General features: G+C 23.8%; 22 protein-coding genes and 1 pseudogene. 11 read left to right on the top strand and 12 right to left on the bottom strand.

The window, feature by feature from the left end:
* Positions 1-99: 99 nt before the first annotated feature.
* From AAHM85_RS07695 to AAHM85_RS07675, 5 genes are all read left to right on the top strand, one after another.
* On the top strand, positions 100-528 hold the full coding sequence (locus tag AAHM85_RS07695; RefSeq protein WP_342261589.1) for a hypothetical protein: 429 nt from the start codon (positions 100-102) through the stop codon (positions 526-528).
* Positions 529-607: 79 nt separating this feature from the next.
* Entirely contained in the window at positions 608-955 is a 348-nt protein-coding gene (locus tag AAHM85_RS07690; RefSeq protein ID WP_342260488.1) for a transposase family protein, read from the top strand.
* Positions 956-959: 4 nt separating this feature from the next.
* A complete protein-coding gene (locus tag AAHM85_RS07685; protein WP_342260487.1) occupies positions 960-1,454 on the top strand; it encodes a transposase family protein in 495 nt (164 codons plus the stop codon).
* 3 nt (positions 1,455-1,457) lie between these two features.
* On the top strand, positions 1,458-1,799 hold the full coding sequence (locus AAHM85_RS07680; RefSeq protein WP_342261709.1) for an MBL fold metallo-hydrolase: 342 nt from the start codon (positions 1,458-1,460) through the stop codon (positions 1,797-1,799).
* Positions 1,800-2,309: 510 nt separating this feature from the next.
* Complete coding sequence (locus AAHM85_RS07675; protein WP_342261588.1) at positions 2,310-2,684, top strand: IS1595 family transposase; 375 nt, start codon at positions 2,310-2,312, stop codon at positions 2,682-2,684.
* Here AAHM85_RS07675 and AAHM85_RS07670 read toward each other — a convergent pair.
* A pseudogene (locus AAHM85_RS07670) lies at positions 2,613-2,867 on the bottom strand (IS3 family transposase); the annotation flags it as partial. The gene AAHM85_RS07675 and the pseudogene AAHM85_RS07670 overlap by 72 nt on opposite strands.
* Positions 2,868-2,934: 67 nt before the next feature.
* On the opposite strand from AAHM85_RS07670, the gene AAHM85_RS07665 reads away from it, so the two are divergent.
* Positions 2,935-3,724 (top strand): IS5 family transposase gene (locus AAHM85_RS07665; protein ID WP_342260572.1). Its coding sequence is split into 2 segments (ribosomal slippage): positions 2,935-3,195 and positions 3,197-3,724, totalling 789 coding nucleotides; the frame shifts between segments, so codons are not numbered across the junction.
* Between the two features lie 7 nt (positions 3,725-3,731).
* Here AAHM85_RS07665 and AAHM85_RS07660 read toward each other — a convergent pair.
* From AAHM85_RS07660 to AAHM85_RS07650, 3 genes are read right to left on the bottom strand one after another with little or no spacing between them, the layout of a single operon-like run.
* Positions 3,732-4,040 (bottom strand): DDE-type integrase/transposase/recombinase, encoded by a 309-nt coding sequence (locus tag AAHM85_RS07660; RefSeq protein WP_342261587.1) that lies wholly within the window; start codon positions 4,038-4,040, stop codon positions 3,732-3,734.
* On the bottom strand, positions 3,991-4,122 hold the full coding sequence (locus AAHM85_RS07655; protein WP_342261586.1) for a hypothetical protein: 132 nt from the start codon (positions 4,120-4,122) through the stop codon (positions 3,991-3,993). The genes AAHM85_RS07660 and AAHM85_RS07655 overlap by 50 nt, the downstream gene beginning before the upstream one ends.
* Positions 4,107-4,376: a transposase gene (locus AAHM85_RS07650; protein ID WP_342261585.1), complete on the bottom strand. Its 270-nt coding sequence runs from the start codon at positions 4,374-4,376 to the stop codon at positions 4,107-4,109. The genes AAHM85_RS07655 and AAHM85_RS07650 overlap by 16 nt, the downstream gene beginning before the upstream one ends.
* Positions 4,377-4,645: 269 nt before the next feature.
* On the opposite strand from AAHM85_RS07650, the gene AAHM85_RS07645 reads away from it, so the two are divergent.
* Positions 4,646-5,113: a hypothetical protein gene (locus AAHM85_RS07645; RefSeq protein ID WP_342260956.1), complete on the top strand. Its 468-nt coding sequence runs from the start codon at positions 4,646-4,648 to the stop codon at positions 5,111-5,113.
* A gap of 686 nt (positions 5,114-5,799) precedes the next feature.
* Here AAHM85_RS07645 and AAHM85_RS07640 read toward each other — a convergent pair.
* The 5 genes from AAHM85_RS07640 to AAHM85_RS07620 form a co-directional block, all read right to left on the bottom strand.
* Positions 5,800-6,678, bottom strand: coding sequence for an IS1595 family transposase (locus AAHM85_RS07640; protein WP_342261584.1), 879 nt, complete (start codon positions 6,676-6,678; stop codon positions 5,800-5,802).
* 74 nt (positions 6,679-6,752) lie between these two features.
* The gene (locus AAHM85_RS07635) at positions 6,753-7,427 is read right to left on the bottom strand and encodes an IS1595 family transposase (RefSeq protein ID WP_342261583.1); all 675 of its coding nucleotides are present in this window, start codon (positions 7,425-7,427) and stop codon (positions 6,753-6,755) included.
* 74 nt (positions 7,428-7,501) lie between these two features.
* A complete protein-coding gene (locus AAHM85_RS07630) occupies positions 7,502-8,176 on the bottom strand; it encodes an IS1595 family transposase (RefSeq protein ID WP_342260654.1) in 675 nt (224 codons plus the stop codon).
* A 121-nt stretch (positions 8,177-8,297) separates the two neighbouring features.
* Positions 8,298-9,080 carry a transposase gene (locus tag AAHM85_RS07625; protein WP_342261582.1) on the bottom strand — a complete coding sequence of 261 codons (783 nt, stop codon included), beginning with the start codon at positions 9,078-9,080 and terminating at the stop codon, positions 8,298-8,300.
* Between the two features lie 35 nt (positions 9,081-9,115).
* A complete protein-coding gene (locus tag AAHM85_RS07620) occupies positions 9,116-9,283 on the bottom strand; it encodes a hypothetical protein (RefSeq protein ID WP_342261581.1) in 168 nt (55 codons plus the stop codon).
* Positions 9,284-9,500: 217 nt separating this feature from the next.
* On the opposite strand from AAHM85_RS07620, the gene AAHM85_RS07615 reads away from it, so the two are divergent.
* The 3 genes from AAHM85_RS07615 to AAHM85_RS07605 all read left to right on the top strand — a co-directional run bounded on the left by AAHM85_RS07615 (position 9,501) and on the right by AAHM85_RS07605 (position 10,998).
* Positions 9,501-9,848: a transposase family protein gene (locus tag AAHM85_RS07615; RefSeq protein WP_342260488.1), complete on the top strand. Its 348-nt coding sequence runs from the start codon at positions 9,501-9,503 to the stop codon at positions 9,846-9,848.
* Positions 9,849-9,852: 4 nt separating this feature from the next.
* On the top strand, positions 9,853-10,347 hold the full coding sequence (locus tag AAHM85_RS07610) for a transposase family protein (protein ID WP_342260487.1): 495 nt from the start codon (positions 9,853-9,855) through the stop codon (positions 10,345-10,347).
* Between the two features lie 180 nt (positions 10,348-10,527).
* A complete protein-coding gene (locus AAHM85_RS07605; protein WP_342261580.1) occupies positions 10,528-10,998 on the top strand; it encodes a hypothetical protein in 471 nt (156 codons plus the stop codon).
* A 1-nt stretch (position 10,999) separates the two neighbouring features.
* Here AAHM85_RS07605 and AAHM85_RS07600 read toward each other — a convergent pair whose 3' ends face one another.
* The gene (locus tag AAHM85_RS07600) at positions 11,000-11,713 is read right to left on the bottom strand and encodes a sugar phosphate nucleotidyltransferase (protein WP_342261579.1); all 714 of its coding nucleotides are present in this window, start codon (positions 11,711-11,713) and stop codon (positions 11,000-11,002) included.
* A gap of 10 nt (positions 11,714-11,723) precedes the next feature.
* Entirely contained in the window at positions 11,724-14,162 is a 2,439-nt protein-coding gene (gene leuS / locus AAHM85_RS07595; protein ID WP_342261578.1) for a leucine--tRNA ligase, read from the bottom strand.
* 258 nt (positions 14,163-14,420) lie between these two features.
* Between leuS and AAHM85_RS07590 the strand changes: the two genes are divergently transcribed.
* A complete protein-coding gene (locus AAHM85_RS07590; protein WP_342260524.1) occupies positions 14,421-15,299 on the top strand; it encodes an IS1595 family transposase in 879 nt (292 codons plus the stop codon).
* Positions 15,300-15,555: 256 nt separating this feature from the next.
* Here AAHM85_RS07590 and AAHM85_RS07585 read toward each other — a convergent pair whose 3' ends face one another.
* Complete coding sequence (locus AAHM85_RS07585; RefSeq protein ID WP_342261577.1) at positions 15,556-16,332, bottom strand: IS3 family transposase; 777 nt, start codon at positions 16,330-16,332, stop codon at positions 15,556-15,558.
* Between the last annotated feature and the right edge of the window lie 299 nt (positions 16,333-16,631).

Genomic DNA, 16,631 nt, shown 5'->3' with positions numbered 1-16,631 from the left:
TTCTATCTTTTAGGATTTCAACTTTCTTTTGGTATTACTTTTTTGATTTTATTTATTAATAATAAATTTAAAGAATATAGTTATTGGATTAGATTGTTATTGATTAATATTGTTTTATTTTTATTCACTATTCCTATTCAATGACAAATAAATCATGGTTTTAGTTTGTTAACTGTTGCATATTTATTATTTTTTACACCAATCATTATTTTTTATGATGTTATTTTATTTTTAAATTCAATTTTAAGTTTTTTTGTTTCTCCAATTTTAAATTTTTTAATTATTACTATTAAATTAATAAATATGAGTAATATTTGAATTCCAACTTTTCAAATTGAAATTTGAATTTTACAACTTTATTTTTTAATTTTAATAGTTATTTATAACTGTTGACGATATTTTAATTGGAGAATGTTAACAGTTATTATTAATTTTGTTTTACTTTCAGCATTATGAATGAATAGTATTATTAAACCTTATTATGAATTGACAATGATTAATGTTGGTAATGCTATGAGTTTTTACTAAAGACTTACTGCATAACTAGTTAACTTTTTATTTTTTTGTTATTATTAAAATAAAATTTGAATAGTTAAGGATAAACTTTATGACATATTTTGAATTAAAAGATAAATCTGATCAATATTTTCGTAAAATAGTGGGTATTAATAAACTCGTTTTTAACGAAATTTTAAATATTTTATTAGAACATCAAAAACTCAAAACTACTATTGGTGGAAGGCCATATAAAATGTCAATAGAAGATCGACTAGTAATGAGTTTAAGATATTTATATGAAAATCGTACATATCATAGTATTGGTGCTGAGTATGGTATGGTTGATACTACTGCTTTACGAAATATTCGTTCAATTGAAGATATTTTAATAAAGAATAATAAGTTTAATAATTTAACAAATAAAAATATTTTTTTAAAAAGAAGAATTAAAAAATAAAATTTTGATAATTGATGTAACAGAGGTAGAAACAGAACGACCAAAATATAACCAAAAAGATTGATTTTCTGGTAAAAAATGAATGCATACTGTTAAGTTTCAAACCGTAATTAATGCAAATACTAATGAAATTTTAAATATTTTTTCTGATATTGGTAAAAATCATGATTTTAAAACTTTTAAGAATTCAAAGTTAAAGTTTTTACCAGAAACTATAATTCTTGCAGATAAAGGTTATCAAGGTTTACAAAAAATTCATGCTAATACATTTTTACCCATTAAAATTAGCAAAAATAATCCTAAAACAAATAAAACCAAAATCTTTAATAAGATTATTAATAAAACTCGTAGAAAAATTGAACATGTTTTTGCATTTTTAAAATGTTTTAAGATTATTGGTTATAAATTTAGAAAAGCCAGAAAACGAATATTTTTAAGATTTAATTTAATTGCAGGATTTTATAATTTATCATTAAAACTTAAAAACGTTATGCAGTAAGTCTTAACTAGTCCTTATAATAAATCTGCTATTTTAATTGATGCAGGTACAGAAGATTTAAAACTAAGTAATCCAACTATTTATAATTATTTTTCAGCAAAAGGAATTCATAGTTTAAAAGCAGTATTTTTAACTCACCGTGATTTAGACCATGTTAGTAATATTGGATTTTTGAAAATGCATTTAAAAATAGATAAAATTTATGAAAATACTAATCAATTATCGCAATATATTATTGATGGTTTTAATCCAATTCATAATTTAGTTTATGGTTTTAATTTACAATATGTTTCTGAAAATAATAAAAGTTTAGTTTTGTTATTAAAATTTTATTGTATTAAGTAAAATTAATATTCTACAAGTTCCTCACCATGGTTCAAAAACTTCATCAACTATTATTACCTTTTTAAAAACTCTTAATACAGAACTAGCATTAATTTCCGGACATTATCAAAAACGAAGACAGTTTCCAAATATTTAAACATTGAATGATCTTAAAAAAATTAATGCTCAAGTTTATTATTCAGGAAAAAATAAAACTGTGATTATAAGAATATATATGAAACATTATGATAATATAACGTTAATATAAACTGATATAATAATATTGTGAGATTAGAAATAGCATTTATATTATTCATGTTCAAGATGAATATTTAGTAAAAAATATTGAATAATTAAAAGAAAAATAAAAAATATATAATTAAAACAAAAGGGGAAAATTATGAAAAAAATAAATCATTTATTAAAAATTTCGGAATTTTACGTTTATTGGCAATAACTTATATACATTATTATTTCTGAAAACTATAATTAGATATTAGTAAAATAAAATCTAATTAAAGGTGATTGAAAATGAATATTTTAGACATAATAAATAAATTTCCAAACCAAGAATCTTGTATAAAATTTTTAAAAGAAATAAGATGAAATAACAAACCAAAATGTCTTTTTTGTTTTAGTGAAAAAGTTAACTCTGTTTTAAAAGAGTCGCGTTATAAATGCAAAAAATGTCATAAGTCTTTTAGTGTAACTGCTCAAACTATTTTTCATCATACACGTGTACCACTTCAAAAGTGATTTATTTTAATAGTATTAATGGCTAATGCTAAAAAAAGTTTATCATCATCTCAAGCTTCAAGAGACTTAAATTTACGTTTAGCAACTGTATGAAAAATGATGCATAAAATTAGTGAAATGGCAACCCTTTTTAGGACTATTTTTTGGTAGACATTTTTTCTTGATATTTAATGGAGTTAAGTAGTTTAAAGTGCTGTGGATTCTTATATTGTTATATCAATTGATATAATCAAATAATTCTAATTTTAACTGTATTAATGATGTAAATTTTTTGTCATTAATAAATTCAGTCTTGAAAGTTTTAAAAGTTGCTTCAGCAACAGCATTGTCATAAGAACCTGTTTAGAATCTTTTAGAGAATAAGGTAAAATTACTATATATTTTAAAATAAGAGGTATATATGCATAAAAATTATCCAAGTCATGTCACTAAAGAACAATTTGAGAACATAAGATTAATTTTAGAAAATGTCAAAAAGAAAACAAAACCAAGAAATTTAGATTTATATGAAGTATTTTGTGCAGTTTTATATGTATTAAAAAGTGGTTGTCAATGAAGAATGTTACCAAAAAATTTTCCAAAATGACAAACTGTATATTATTATTTTCAAATTTGAAGTAAAAATAATGGTAAAGAACCTAGCATATGACAATTAATTTTAAAAAAAATTAGTTAGAAAAGTTCGTATCAATAATCATCGAAAAGAAAAAACCAGTTTTTGTATAATTGATTCACAAAGTGTTAAAAATACAGATACTACTAAAAACAAAGGTTATGATGCTGGTAAAAAGATTTCAGGAATAAAACGTCATATTGCTGTTGATTCTCAAGGTTTACCACATGCAATTTACGTAACTACAGCAGAAAAAACAGATCGTAATAGTGCTATAATAATGATTCAAAATGAAAAAGAAAATCTTTCTACAGTTCAAAAAATAATAGTAGATGCTGGTTATACTGGTGAAAAATTTGCTTCTGCAATCAAAACAATTATAAATGCGAATGTTGAAGTTGTAAAACGTAATGAATTACATTCTTTTGTAGTATTACCAAAAAGATGAGTTGTAGAGCGAAGTTTTGCTTGATTAGAAAAATGTAGAAGATTATGAAAAAATTGTGAAAGAAAATTAAATACTAGTTTACAAATGGTTGTTCTTTCCTTTATTTCAATTTTATTAAAAAGATTCTAAACAGGTTCTAAGGACAACCTTTTTTACTTAAAGAGCGGGTAATATTGAATGCTAATAAAAGTTTGTTAATAATTTTATTATTAAATTCGTTACCTCGATCGCTATGAAATATTTGCATATCTTTTAAACAGCGATTTGATTGCATAAATGCTTGATATACCAATGATGCATCTTTTTTAGTACCTACACTATGTCCAACAATTTCGCGGTTAAATAGGTCTATTAATAAGCAAATATAGTTTCATTTACCATTAACTTCAACATAACTAAGATCACTGACAATCACCTTTAAAAGCACTAATAACAGCTTGATCATAAATATTATTTTTGATTTTATCTTCTTTTTTCTTTAAATTAAAATAATATGTTGATTTAGAAATTTTTAAAAAACGACACATTGGGCGAATCTTATATTTTCATTTATTCGTAATTGTTTTAATTCTTTATTCATTTGAATTAATTGTTTTTCTAAATCAGAAAGATTATCTTTAGTTTTAAAACTTCCCGAATTAGTAAATTGCTTAATTCATTTATATGCAACTGCTCTTGTAACATTGTACTCTTTAACAAGACAAGATACTGATTTGCCACTTTGATATAAAGCTACTATTTGTTTTTTAAATTCATCTGTATATGAAGTAATATTGGCCATAATTATATTTCCTTTCTTTTAACAAATATTGTTATTTGTCTACATAATTAGTGTCCAATAAATTGTAGCCGATCCAGTTTGAGCAATATTAAAAAGAGGTTTTATCGGCCAATTTCATTGAGTTTCAAAAAAATGACTCCAATCTTATTTAAATGAATTTTGTTTTAAATATAATAACCGTAAAGAAAAAATCACATTTAAAAATATCATAATTAAATTATTTATTAAGAATTAAGTGTTAACCAATAAGCGTAAAATTCCGAAAAATTTTGTTATTACCTTCAATGTTGATAACTACTATTACATCCAATAATAAGACAGAAAAAACAGTTATTGATTATCATCAGTTATATGTTCTTGGTGATAGTCTTTCTGATACTGGGAGTTTTGTTGGAGCTGGGAGTGACTTTGTGCAAAAATCACCATTAGCACCTTGATGAGTCGCTCAAGTAGAATTAGGAGATCCGTATTATTTAAATCGTTCTTTCAGTAATGGTAAGGTTGCAGCTGAAATTTTAGCTAATAAATTACATTTAAACTTACAAGCAGGATGAAAATATAGGATTTTAAATGATGCAGCAACTTATGAACAATTTGGTAATAATTATGCGGTTAATGGCGCTGTTGCAGCTGAAAATGATTCATGAACAGGAACATTTATTCAAATCGTTTTAGTCTTGAGCATCAAATGAATACTTTATTATCTCAACATCAAGATTTACAAAGTGACGATTTAGTCTTTCTTGAATCAGGAAATAATGATATGTTGGCTGCTATTGATGGTAACTATTATAAAGGACTTGAAATGCAATTATAAAAGAAGGGGATATAATTCAAGAATTAATTAATAAAGGCATCCAACATATTGTTGTTACTGATGTTCCAGATTTTAGTCTTGTCCCAAAATATTATGGAACTAAATCGCAAGTTTTAGCAAAAGAATTATCTGATGCTTATAAAACACTTTGAAATCACGAGATATCTTTATATACAACTAATTATCCTAATTTTATTAGAAGATTTAGTTTAAGAGAAGAATTAAGTAAATATGCGCTGATATTTCAACAAGAAGGTAAAAATATTCGGAATTTTACGCTTATTGGTTAACACTTAATTCTTAATAAATAATTTAATTATGATATTTTTAAATGTGATTTTTTCTTTACGGTTATTATATTTAAAACAAAATTCATTTAAATAAGATTGGAGTCATTTTTTTGAAACTCAATGAAATTGGCCGATAAAACCTCTTTTTAATATTGCTCAAAAACTTTCTATTGTATTTGTATGAATACCATTATAAGAAAAATATTTTTTGTGATTAACTTGTTCATGTGGTAAAATTTTACGGAATTTTACGCTTATTGGTTAACACTTAATTCTTAATAAATAATTTCGGAATTTTACGCTTATTGGTTAACACTTAATTCTTAATAAATAATTTAATTATGATATTTTTAAATGTGATTTTTTCTTTACGGTTATTATATTTAAAACAAAATTCATTTAAATAAGATTGGAGTCATTTTTTTGAAACTCAATGAAATTGGCCGATAAAACCTCTTTTTAATATTGCTCAAAAACTTTCTATTGTATTTGTATGAATACCATTATAAGAAAAATATTTTTTGTGATTAACTTGTTCATGTGGTAAAATTTTATTCATTTTATAATATCCACGATATTCATCAGTAAAAAGAATAGAATTGTTAATATCAACATTTTCTTTAACTATTTTCATTAAATCTGAAGATTTAATACTTTTATTTTTTGCATGAAATAATTTAACATTACCATTTCGTTCAATAATGCCAACAACACACTCTTTACTAGTTCCTCTACCACGTAATGAGTTATTTTTATTATCAACATCATTATATTTACGCGGTTTTCCACCCACATATGTTTCATCCATCTCTAATATTTTTGCTAATAATTTAATCTCATCATTAGCCATTGCCTTTCTAATTTTATGCATCATTTTTCATACAGTTGCTAAACGTAAATTTAAGTCTCTTGAAGCTTGAGATGATGATAAACTTTTTTTAGCATTAGCCATTAATACTATTAAAATAAATCACTTTTGAAGTGGTACACGTGTATGATGAAAAATAGTTTGAGCAGTTACACTAAAAGACTTATGACATTTTTTGCATTTATAACGCGACTCTTTTAAAACAGAGTTAACTTTTTCACTAAAACAAAAAAGACATTTTGGTTTGTTATTTCATCTTATTTCTTCTAAAAATTTTATACAAGATTCTTGGTTTGGAAATTTATTTATTATGTCTAAAATATTCATTTTCAATCACCTTTAATTAGATTTTATTTTACTAATATCTAATTAAAGTTTTCAGAAATAATAATGTATATAAGTTATTGCCAATAAACGTAAAATTCCGAAATTTTATTCATTTTATAATATCCACGATATTCATCAGTAAAAAGAATAGAATTGTTAATATCAACATTTTCTTTAACTATTTTCATTAAATTTTCAGATTTAATACTTTTATTTTTTGCATGAAATAATTTAACATTACCATTTCGTTCAATAATGCCAACAACACACTCTTTACTAGTTCCTCTACCACGTAATGAGTTATTTTTATTATCAACATCATTATATTTACGCGGTTTTCCACCCACATATGTTTCATCCATCTCTAATATTTTTGCTAATAATTTAATCTCATCATTAGCCATTGCCTTTCTAATTTTATGCATCATTTTTCATACAGTTGCTAAACGTAAATTTAAGTCTCTTGAAGCTTGAGATGATGATAAACTTTTTTTAGCATTAGCCATTAATACTATTAAAATAAATCACTTTTGAAGTGGTACACGTGTATGATGAAAAATAGTTTGAGCAGTTACACTAAAAGACTTATGACATTTTTTGCATTTATAACGCGACTCTTTTAAAACAGAGTTAACTTTTTCACTAAAACAAAAAAGACATTTTGGTTTGTTATTTCATCTTATTTCTTCTAAAAATTTTATACAAGATTCTTGGTTTGGAAATTTATTTATTATGTCTAAAATATTCATTTTCAATCACCTTTAATTAGATTTTATTTTACTAATATCTAATTATAGTTTTCAGAAATAATAATGTATATAAGTTATTGCCAATAAACGTAAAATTCCGAAATTTTATTCATTTTATAATATCCACGATATTCATCAGTAAAAAGAATAGAATTGTTAATATCAACATTTTCTTTAACTATTTTCATTAAATCTTCAGATTTAATACTTTTATTTTTTGCATGAAATAATTTAACATTACCATTTCGTTCAATAATGCCAACAACACACTCTTTACTAGTTCCTCTACCACGTAATGAGTTATTTTTATTATCAACATCATTATATTTACGCGGTTTTCCACCCACATATGTTTCATCCATCTCTAATATTTTTGCTAATAATTTAATCTCATCATTAGCCATTGCCTTTCTAATTTTATGCATCATTTTTCATACAGTTGCTAAACGTAAATTTAAGTCTCTTGAAGCTTGAGATGATGATAAACTTTTTTTAGCATTAGCCATTAATACTATTAAAATAAATCACTTTTGAAGTGGTACACGTGTATGATGAAAAATAGTTTGAGCAGTTACACTAAAAGACTTATGACATTTTTTGCATTTATAACGCGACTCTTTTAAAACAGAGTTAACTTTTTCACTAAAACAAAAAAGACATTTTGGTTTGTTATTTCATCTTATTTCTTCTAAAAATTTTATACAAGATTCTTGGTTTGGAAATTTATTTATTATGTCTAAAATATTCATTTTCAATCACCTTTAATTAGATTTTATTTTACTAATATCTAATTAAAGTTTTCAGAAATAATAATGTATATAAGTTATTGCCAATAAACGTAAAATTCCGTTTTATTTTACTAATATCTAATTATAGTTTTCAGAAATAATAATGTATATAAGTTATTGCCAATAAACGTAAAATTCCGTTATTTTTTAAATCACTATTTTCTACTACTCTATTTGTTGATTTAGGTTCTAATAATAATTTAATATTATTATCTTTTAATATTTGTTTTATGCTTGTTTTACTGCATTTAAGACCTTTATTTTTTATTTTTAACTCTAATCTTACTTTTTCAAAACTAGTGATATTAATGTACTTTTTTTCATTTTTAATGAGAACTATTTTGTTTATTGCTTGTATCAAATTATCATTAATTTTTGATTGATATTGCTTTTTACCTTTTTTTACTCATAAATAGTATGCTGTTTTGCTAATAGCTATGTAAACAATAATTTTATTTAATTGATGATCTTTTTGCTTATATTTTTCTACTATTAAAAAACACTTATATTTTAATAATTTACTATTTTTTCCCCTTGTTAATTTCTTTTCACAGGCTAATTGCTCCTTTAAAAGTTCTTTTTCAACCTCATCTTTTAAAGCTTGTTTTCTAAGTTTATCAATTTCTTTGTTTAATAGTTTAATTTCAATATCTTTCTTATCGATCCTGTGAGAAGTTTGGGATTTAGAAATTTTGGTGAATGCATTTTCACCTTTAATTTGATATTGGTTAACCCAATTATAAATTAATACTGGAGTTGATAATTTATATTTGACTTGAATTTCATGTATTTTTAGTTTTTTATCAACTAAATACTCATTAACAACGGCTAATTTTGTTTCTTTTGAATAAACTTTATAATTCATAATTTCTCCTTCTGTATTAATTATTTTTAATTATATTACAGATTGAAAATATTAATTGGTAAACTTAAGTGACTGATGCCCCTTGAAAATATGGTACCCGTGAGAATACTAAATGTTTGATTACATTTCAAACATCTTATTCTTTTTAAATCAGAAGTATTCAAATTAAAACTAGAACACCTAATACATTTGTTTTCTTTCAAATTTGCTATATATGCAAGACATTACTGTTCAGTTTGAAAAGCATTGTTGAACTCATTCAGTTTCATTGTTCCCTCCACAAGTACATGTGGGGAAGAAGTCCGTAAAAAAAATAAATATTTTTAAATAAATTCATGATTAGACTTACTGCATAACTAGTTAACTTTTTATTTTTTTGTTATTATTAAAATAAAATTTGAATAGTTAAGGATAAACTTTATGACATATTTTGAATTAAAAGATAAATCTGATCAATATTTTCGTAAAATAGTGGGTATTAATAAACTCGTTTTTAACGAAATTTTAAATATTTTATTAGAACATCAAAAACTCAAAACTACTATTGGTGGAAGGCCATATAAAATGTCAATAGAAGATCGACTAGTAATGAGTTTAAGATATTTATATGAAAATCGTACATATCATAGTATTGGTGCTGAGTATGGTATGGTTGATACTACTGCTTTACGAAATATTCGTTCAATTGAAGATATTTTAATAAAGAATAATAAGTTTAATAATTTAACAAATAAAAATATTTTTTTAAAAAGAAGAATTAAAAAATAAAATTTTGATAATTGATGTAACAGAGGTAGAAACAGAACGACCAAAATATAACCAAAAAGATTGATTTTCTGGTAAAAAATGAATGCATACTGTTAAGTTTCAAACCGTAATTAATGCAAATACTAATGAAATTTTAAATATTTTTTCTGATATTGGTAAAAATCATGATTTTAAAACTTTTAAGAATTCAAAGTTAAAGTTTTTACCAGAAACTATAATTCTTGCAGATAAAGGTTATCAAGGTTTACAAAAAATTCATGCTAATACATTTTTACCCATTAAAATTAGCAAAAATAATCCTAAAACAAATAAAACCAAAATCTTTAATAAGATTATTAATAAAACTCGTAGAAAAATTGAACATGTTTTTGCATTTTTAAAATGTTTTAAGATTATTGGTTATAAATTTAGAAAAGCCAGAAAACGAATATTTTTAAGATTTAATTTAATTGCAGGATTTTATAATTTATCATTAAAACTTAAAAACGTTATGCAGTAAGTCTATTTATTAAATTAAAAGTAAGGATGTTATTTTTTTAATTATTGTGCTTAAAAATTGAAAATATGTTATACTAACATCATAATAAACTAAATTATTAAAGACCATTAGGTTCGACTTATTCTTTTTTGTTAGATAAGTGGAACCTAATTATTTTTAAATAAAAAGGATGTGAAAATTATGTCAGCACAACAACAGCAACAACCAAGTAAAGAAATTTTTGATAAATTACAAGGTGAAAAAGATAAAAAAGAAAAAGCAAATACTTCTTCTGGTGGTAGTAGAAATTGAATTGTAAAATTTGCAAAAGATGTCGCTTATATTTCTTTTTTTCCATACATATGACTAAAAAAACTTTTAGTTTCACTATTTAATAATCGAACTAAAAAACCTAAACTAAATCAGTCAGTTAATATTATTAATAATAAAGATAATGTTAATCAAAAAAATAATGTTTCTACAAATAGTAATGGACAAGTTAGTTTTAAAGAAGTAGATGCACTAGATCCAGAAAATGAATCAGTAGCAGAAACACTAAAATTAAATGGTAATAATACTACTAATACATTCCAAAATGTTGCACATAGTTGTAATGGTGAAGAAATTCCAGTAGTTTCAACAGCAACTTCTGGAAAAAAATTAACAACTTAAATTATTTAAAATACTTATTAGTTCGTTCTAAATCAATAATATTGTCAACATCCCAATGTGAATCAAATGTTAAAACATAAGGTTTTAATTCAAAATTATGTTTAATACTACTACTAATTAAATATTTACCAACCATTGTTGTTTGCAATACAAGTTCTTGGTGTGGATTTATTAAATCTTCACCAAGAACTTTTGCTCATTGTTTAGTAATATAACTTCATTCTCCTGCCAAGAAACTATCCTTTTTTTTACTTTTAATAATATCAATAATATTACCATCCTTGTTTAATTTATAACTTCAATCTTCTTTGATATTATTATGATCACGATTAATAGTGGCCATCATATTAGTTGAAAAATTATTTAAAAAATTATTTTTTGTACTAATCATATCACCAGAAATAATAAAAATATCATCTTGACCATTAAAATATGATGATACTAATGTCAAAGCATAACCACTATTATAATCAAGGAAATGTTGATTATTTATTAAGATTAATTTCGAATATTTATGAGTAAGAAAATTAAATTCATCTTTTAAATGACCAGTAATGACAATAATTTTTTTTAAATCATGTATTTCAATTAAATGATTAATTATATGTTCAATTAAAGTTAAACCTTTAAATTTAATTAACGATTTATGAATATTATTTGAGATAGGTTGTAATCTACTACCAATTCCTGCTGCAAAAATAATAGCAACTTTCATTATTCCTCCTTTACTTAACAACAAAATTAACAATCTTATTTGGTATACAAATTGTCTTAATAATTGTTTTATCTTGCAATCAATGTTTTACTTTTTCTTCATTATTAACTACTTTTAAAAGTTCTTGATTGTTTAAATTTTCTTTTACTACTAAAGTTATTTTCGTTTTACCATTAATCTGAATAGCAATAGTAACTTCACTAGTAATTAAAAATTTTTCATCATAACTTGGAAACTTACTTTTATTAATACTTTCTTTATTGCCAAATTGAAATCATAATTCTTCAGCAATATGTGGAGCAAATGGATTTAATAATTTTAAAAAATTAACTAAATATTCTTGATAAATAGTTGGTGTTTTATAACAAGCATTGATAAAAATCATAAGTTGTGCAATAGCAGTATTAAAATTTAAATCGTTAATATCATTAGTTATTTTTTTTACAGTTTGATGATAAATTGTATCTAATGATTTATCATTCTTAGTAGTAATTTTTATTTTATACTCATCTTTATTAACAAGACGATAAATACGCATTAAAAACTTATAACAACCAACTAAACCACTATTTAATCACGGTAAAGATGCTGTTAATGGTCCCATAAACATTTCATATATTCGTAAAGTATCAGCACCATATTCATTAATAATATCATCTGGATTAACAACATTACCGTGTGATTTAGACATTTTTTCATTATTTTTACCAAGAATCATACCCTGATTTACCAATTTTAAAAATGGCTCTTTAACATTAACTAGTTTTAAATCATATAGCACTAAATGTCAGAAACGAGCATACAATAAATGTAAGACAGCATGTTCTTGACCACCAATATATAAATCAACCGGTAATCAATAGTTAAAACGTTTTTGCGCAATAGCACTATTAAAATCACAATAAGTACCATCATCATTTTTTAAAATATATGCTAAATAATATCAACAACTACCTGCTCATTGTGGCATTGTATTAATTTCTCTTTTTCCTTTTACACCATCTTTTCTAGTTACATGTAATCAGGAATTTGGTGCATTAGTTAAAGGCGCATTCCCTGAATTAGATGGTTTAATATTAGTCATTTTTGGTAATAATACTGGTAATTGTTGTTCATCTACTGTTGATATTGTACCATCTTCTCAATAAATTATTGGAAAAGGTTCACCTCAATAGCGTTGACGAGAAAAAAGTCAATCTCGTAACTTATATGCAGTATGCACTTTTCCTTGTTTTAAAGTTAGTAATTTTTTAACAATTAAATTAGTAGTTGTTTCTAAATCCTTACCATTAATAAAATCAGAGTTAATATATTCTCTAGTGCCCAAAAATGGTTCATTTTTATTATTAGTTTTCATAATAAAAATGATTGGTAACTTTTTATTTTTAGCAAAAATAAAATCACGACTATCATGTGCAGGAACACCCATAATTGCTCCTGTCCCATAATGATTTAAAACATAATCACCAACTCAGATTGGTAATTTACTTTTAGTAAAAGGATGGATAGCATAACTTCCAGTAAAAACACCCGATTTTAAAGTATCATCTCCTTGACGGATTAAATCTGTTTTAGTTTTAGCATCTAAACAGTATTGAGTAACTGCTTGCGAATATTCACTAATTGTTAAATCATGAATTAATGGATGTTCAGGAGCAAGTACTAAAAATGAAACACCAAAAATAGTATCAACTCTTGAAGTAAAAATAGAAACCTTACAGTTACTATTTTCAACTATAAAATCAACTAGTGTTCCAACACTTTTACCAATTCAATTACGTTGTAATTCCTTAATACTATTTGGTCAATCTAAATCATCTAATCCTTTTAATAATTGTTCAGCATACTTAGTAATTTTTAAAACCCACTGACGCATTGGTTTTTTAATAACTGGGAAATTACCACGTTCAGAAACCATATGACCATTAATGTTAATTATTTCTTCATTAGCTAAAACAGTTCCTAACTGTTCACAAAAATTAACTTCAACATCTTTAATTTCAGCTAACCCTTGTTCATAAAGTTTAATGAAAATTCATTGTGTTCATTTATAATATTGAGGATCTGTAGTATTAACTTCTTTATTATAATCAAAACTTAGACCAATACTTTGTAATTGTTTACGAAAATTATTAATATTTTGTTTAGTAAATCTCTCTGGATTATTACCTGTATTTAAGGCATATTGCTCAGCTGGTAAACCAAAAGCATCTCAACCAATTGGATGCAAAACATTAAAACCATTCATTATTTTAACTCGTGAAATAACATCAGTAGCACAATAACCTTTAGGATGCCCAACATGTAAACCTGAACCTGAAGGATAAGGGAACATATCAAGAATATATGATTTTGGTTTTTTAGTATCATCAATGTTTGTTTTAAAAGTTTCATTTTTTAATCAATAATGTTGTCATTTTTTTTCTATTTGTTGGTGATTATAACTCATGTTTTTCTCCTTTAATATGCTCAGGTAAAGTAATCATAAAACTATAATATCATAATCATTTAACAAGTTGCAATGATTACTTATTGATTAAATTATATTTTAAATATTTTTGTTAATTATCAATCAATGTTATTAAACTATTTGCTAATATTTATTTTCGGAATTTTACGTTTATTGGCAATAACTTATATACATTATTATTTCTGAAAACTATAATTAGATATTAGTAAAATAAAATCTAATTAAAGGTGATTGAAAATGAATATTTTAGACATAATAAATAAATTTCCAAACCAAGAATCTTGTATAAAATTTTTAGAAGAAATAAGATGAAATAACAAACCAAAATGTCTTTTTTGTTTTAGTGAAAAAGTTAACTCTGTTTTAAAAGAGTCGCGTTATAAATGCAAAAAATGTCATAAGTCTTTTAGTGTAACTGCTCAAACTATTTTTCATCATACACGTGTACCACTTCAAAAGTGATTTATTTTAATAGTATTAATGGCTAATGCTAAAAAAAGTTTATCATCATCTCAAGCTTCAAGAGACTTAAATTTACGTTTAGCAACTGTATGAAAAATGATGCATAAAATTAGAAAGGCAATGGCTAATGATGAGATTAAATTATTAGCAAAAATATTAGAGATGGATGAAACATATGTGGGTGGAAAACCGCGTAAATATAATGATGTTGATAATAAAAATAACTCATTACGTGGTAGAGGAACTAGTAAAGAGTGTGTTGTTGGCATTATTGAACGAAATGGTAATGTTAAATTATTTCATGCAAAAAATAAAAGTATTAAATCTGAAGATTTAATGAAAATAGTTAAAGAAAATGTTGATATTAACAATTCTATTCTTTTTACTGATGAATATCGTGGATATTATAAAATGAATAAAATTTTACCACATGAACAAGTTAATCACAAAAAATATTTTTCTTATAATGGTATTCATACAAATACAATAGAAAGTTTTTGAGCAATATTAAAAAGAGGTTTTATCGGCCAATTTCATTGAGTTTCAAAAAAATGACTCCAATCTTATTTAAATGAATTTTGTTTTAAATATAATAACCGTAAAGAAAAAATCACATTTAAAAATATCATAATTAAATTATTTATTAAGAATTAAGTGTTAACCAATAAGCGTAAAATTCCGATTTATTTTACTTATTATAAACCAAAACTAAAACAAAGATTAATAACAAATCCAGAATATCAAAATCAATTAGATAAAGAATTTATTTTTAATTCTCATCTAGTAGTTAATTAAATTATTTAAAAATTATATTATCTTATTATCGTCAAAAATAAACTAAATGAGTTGCTGGTTTTTTACAAAAACAAGTACCAGTAGTAGTTGTACCTTTTAATTTAGCAGGCATTGGTTAGATAAGTTTACTTTCTTGTCTTCAAATCTGTACAAATTGATTTGGAGGCATTTTCAATCTAATAACTATTCTATCATTGTTTCAATATCTAACAAATTTTTCTAATATTTTATTAAAACTTTCCATACTTTCAAAAGTGCTACCAAACATCATTTTAAAATCTCTTTTAATTCAACGATTTAAACATTCACTAACTTGATTACCTTTAAAACCTGATAGACTTTTTGAATGAATTAGATTAGTACTTGTATTAAAAACTTTACTAACAATTTCGCTTGTATTAGCAGAACCTAAATCTGATTGAATAGTCGTAAAATTACATTGTTTAGCACTCGCTAATTCTATTTGATTAACCACATTTAACACAGTTTTGGCATTTTCACTTTTGTTTATTTTTCAGCCAACAATTGAATTACTGTACATATCAGTAGCAAAAACAACTAATAAATTTGTTTTTTTATCACCAATAATTATATTTTTAAATCATGTGCCATCCATACCAACTTTTTCAAGAAAGTTATTACTTGAAAAATTACGTTTTAATAAATCTTTATTATTTTTTAAATCACTATTTTCTACTACTCTATTTGTTGATTTAGGTTCTAATAATAATTTAATATTATTATCTTTTAATATTTGTTTTATGCTTGTTTTACTGCATTTAAGACCTTTATTTTTTATTTTTAACTCTAATCTTACTTTTTCAAAACTAGTGATATTAATGTACTTTTTTTCATTTTTAATGAGAACTATTTTGTTTATTGCTTGTATCAAATTATCATTAATTTTTGATTGATATTGCTTTTTACCTTTTTTTACTCATAAATAGTATGCTGTTTTGCTAATAGCTATGTAAACAATAATTTTATTTAAATGATGACCTTTTTGCTTATATTTTTCTACTATTAAAAAACACTTATATTTTAATAATTTACTATTTTTTCCCCTTGTTAATTTCTTTTCACAGGCTAATTGCTCCTTTAAAAGTTCTTTTTCAACCTCATCTTTTAAAGCTTGTTTTCTAAGTTTATCAATTTCTTTGTTTAATAGTTTAATTTCAATATCTTTCTTAT

This window comes from Spiroplasma endosymbiont of Notiophilus biguttatus (assembly GCF_964030985.1).
Lineage (GTDB): Bacteria > Bacillota_I > Bacilli_A > Mycoplasmatales > VBWQ01 > Spiroplasma_E > Spiroplasma_E ixodetis_A.
This window is presented reverse-complemented; position numbering and strand designations above follow the sequence as displayed.